The organism is Hydrocoleum sp. CS-953, assembly GCF_002260545.1.
Lineage (GTDB): Bacteria > Cyanobacteriota > Cyanobacteriia > Cyanobacteriales > Microcoleaceae > Trichodesmium.
In genome coordinates this window covers 1-3,239 of the sequence record NZ_LGSU01000477.1, presented here as the reverse complement: position 1 = coordinate 3,239, position 3,239 = coordinate 1, and the positions used below count along the sequence as shown (strand labels likewise).

Here is a 3,239-nt window from a genome sequence, read left to right as displayed (position 1 = left end):
TTCAACAATTTCTTCAGGTAAAATATCCGGATTTTTTACTTGCTCTAAAGATAGATTTTTATCTTTATCTTTTGGGTTGAATAGCCTGTTGTCTACAGAGTGTTTAAAATTGGTTGAGGTTTGAGTCACTATCCACTTCTTCCCTGTTCCTTCTTCCCTCTTACTTCTGACTTCTTCCTTCTGAGTTCTTCCTTCTTCAACAATTTCTAAATGCACAGGAGTCAACTGCCCACCCACAACTTTTTCTGCACCTCCAGGCAGAGCTTCAATAATTATTTTCCCACCACCATCCAAAGGATTACGAGTAAACATTACTCCTGCAACTTGACTAATAAGATAAGGCTGAATTAATACCGCCATTTCTGCATCAGGAATTTCTTTTTGTCGTCGATAAGTAACAGCTTCCGGCAACCAATAAGATTGACGACAAATATTAATTGCCTCTAATAATTCTGTTTCATTTCTCACAGGAAAAATAGTTTCATATTGTCCGGCAGCAGAACTATTATCGCTATCTTCCCCCACTGCTGAAGAACGAACAATTAGGGNCTGAATTAATACCGCCATTTCTGCATCAGGAATTTCTTTTTGTCGTCGATAAGTAACAGCTTCCGGCAACCAATAAGATTGACGACAAATATTAATTGCCTCTAATAATTCTGTTTCATTTCTCACAGGAAAAATAGTTTCATATTGTCCGGCAGCAGAACTATTATCGCTATCTTCCCCCACTGCTGAAGAACGAACAATTAGGGGAAAACTCCAAGACATTTCATTTAATTGATCTAGAATTTTATCTGCTGATAAAAAACCAGTCGAGAACCGAGAATCAACAACAGATTTGTTCACCCCACCCTCTACAACTAATTCCCTATTTCCACTTTCAATAGCAGATAAAACAAAACCTTCAGGAACATTAAAACCAGCTTTTTTCAGTAGAGCTAATCTGGCTGCTTTTTCTCCACAAATTTTAGCTTCAAGTTGATTATCAAGAGAAAATATAGGTTGTTTTTGTAAAGCCATATCATCACTTTGGCGAAAATTTATTACTACTAAGAAAATGACTAATACCGCCATTGCCAACAATTCAGAAAAAGATGGTTCCTGGCGAAATAATAAAACCCATAAAAAACTACTGAGACATCCCAAACGAGCAGACCATTGTCGAATATTTTGATTTTTTCGAGGAAAGATTTGTTTACCTATGACTAATATTAAAGAACCAGTTATTCCCGAAGCCAATACCACAACAGCAGAATAAACCAAAACTCCCCAACTAGCATTAGTAACACCACCNATTGTCGAATATTTTGATTTTTTCGAGGAAAGATTTGTTTACCTATGACTAATATTAAAGAACCAGTTATTCCCGAAGCCAATACCACAACAGCAGAATAAACCAAAACTCCCCAACTAGCATTAGTAACACCACCACCTTGAGCAATAAAATATCTACCCGCGACTAAAAATATTAATCCTACTAATTGCCAAGTAGGAATTTCTGGAAATAATAATTTTGCTGCTAAAACAGGAGCAATTCCTCTACTAATTTCTGCCAAGACAGCAAATATTGCCACAGGTTTTGGTGCATGAACAAATGAGGCTGCAACACTAACATTACCTGTACCAACTTTTGTTAGGTCGATATTTGCCAGATTCTTAACTATTAAATTAGTTAGAGGAAGAGCGCCTAGACAAAAGGAAAAAGTTAGAAATAATCCTGGAATTAATATTTGCATATCAANCAAATGAGGCTGCAACACTAACATTACCTGTACCAACTTTTGTTAGGTCGATATTTGCCAGATTCTTAACTATTAAATTAGTTAGAGGAAGAGCGCCTAGACAAAAGGAAAAAGTTAGAAATAATCCTGGAATTAATATTTGCATATCAAGAGACATCTTTGTATGGTCGCCTTGCTGTCACAGAATTAAACTGAGTATCCACAAACTGCACTGGCTTGTAAGTCTCAATCCACAAATGTGCGCCACAAGGCAAGGGTTTATAAGGCTTATAAACTATACTACACGGACCATCGATAACCATCTGATAGCCCATATCATTACGATTTGTCTGCTTCAAGGTAACTACTGGTATCAATTGGTCAGGAGTCATTAGAGGATCTTCTTTAATCCTCTTGCCATTTACTTTAATGAAATGTTGATTGACATGAATCTTGGTCGGATTCTTGCGCTTGTGATGACACCAAACACCTTTAGGACCTGCTTCATAAAACCGATATAAAACGTCATAATATGGCATTTTACTGTTTACTTCCTGCTTTCCTACGGAATGCTACGCAAACAACTGAGGCCGTCGGCGGTTACTCATCCACAAGCATTCACGGTCAAGCCGACCGCATCTCTCAAATTTATACTGGCGTTTAAATCTCTATCTATTGACAATCCACACTCTGGGCAATCATAAGTTCTCAGATTTAATGGCATATCTTGAACGTGACCACAGTTTGAGCAAGTCTTTGACGATGGGAAAAACCTATCAACTACTACTAACTCTGAACCGTACCATTGGCACTTATATTCTAGCTGTCGCCTGAACTCATAAAATCACTATCTGCTAATTGATTTAGCTAGCTTATGGTTGCCTAACATTCCCCTCACATTCAAATCTTCAATAACAACTTGGCCGTGGTTTTTGGCTAAGTATGTTGTCAGTTTATGAAGTGCGTCATGACGAATGTTTGCTATTTTTCCATGCAATTTAGCTATCTTCAGTTGTGCTGCCCTCCAGTTAGCAGAGCCTACCTTTTTATGACGATTTAGGTATTGCAGCCTAGACAACTTAGCTTCAAATTTTTGGTACGATCTCACACTTTCAAATACTTTTCCATCACTTAATCTAGCTAAGGTTTTCACACCTAAGTCTACACCTACTACATCAGTTTTTTTAGGCGTGGTTATGGCATGAAATTCATAGCTACAACTGAGATACCAATCACCTGCTTGTCTACTAATTGTTATTTTTTTAGTTGTCGCTTCAATTGGTTCATAAGTTTTTACCCAACCGATAAAAGGTAACTTGTGAGACCAACCATTAAGTTCTATTGGTTTTCCGCAATTATCAATTGTGAAGGAATCATGTTTACCTTTCTTCTTAAATCGTGGATGTTTACCTAAGCCTTGAAAAAACCTCTTAAATGCTTCACCTAAGTTTCGGAAAGCGTATTGATAAACTCTAGACGACAATTTTTGCATCCAGGGTATTAATGGTTTTGTAT

At 37.2% G+C, this 3,239-nt stretch carries 5 protein-coding genes and 1 pseudogene; all 6 read right to left on the bottom strand.

The features are described from left to right. Positions 1-543: PEP/pyruvate-binding domain-containing protein (locus AFK68_RS38135; protein WP_256386487.1), on the bottom strand; the 543-nt coding region annotated here is incomplete at its 3' end. A gap of 6 nt (positions 544-549) precedes the next feature. Further along, positions 550-771 (bottom strand): PEP/pyruvate-binding domain-containing protein (locus AFK68_RS44230; protein WP_246843997.1); only part of this gene is annotated, 222 nt, incomplete at its 3' end. A gap of 526 nt (positions 772-1,297) precedes the next feature. Further along, positions 1,298-1,739, bottom strand: a 442-nt coding sequence (locus AFK68_RS04820) for a glycerol-3-phosphate acyltransferase (protein ID WP_143437522.1), incomplete at its 3' end; no start/stop codon positions are given. A 152-nt stretch (positions 1,740-1,891) separates the two neighbouring features. After that, positions 1,892-2,263 (bottom strand): hypothetical protein, encoded by a 372-nt coding sequence (locus AFK68_RS04815; RefSeq protein ID WP_094671814.1) that lies wholly within the window; start codon positions 2,261-2,263, stop codon positions 1,892-1,894. A gap of 65 nt (positions 2,264-2,328) precedes the next feature. Continuing rightward, a pseudogene (locus AFK68_RS36285) lies at positions 2,329-2,508 on the bottom strand (zinc ribbon domain-containing protein); the annotation flags it as partial. A gap of 63 nt (positions 2,509-2,571) precedes the next feature. Beyond that, the coding region (locus tag AFK68_RS04805; RefSeq protein ID WP_210407234.1) for an RNA-guided endonuclease TnpB family protein at positions 2,572-3,239 on the bottom strand (668 nt) is incomplete at its 5' end.

Excerpts from the sequence above, each read along its gene's own strand:
- AFK68_RS04815 (WP_094671814.1), bottom strand. The coding sequence starts at position 2,263 with ATGCCATATTATGACGTTTTATATCGGTTTTATGAAGCAGGTCCTAAA.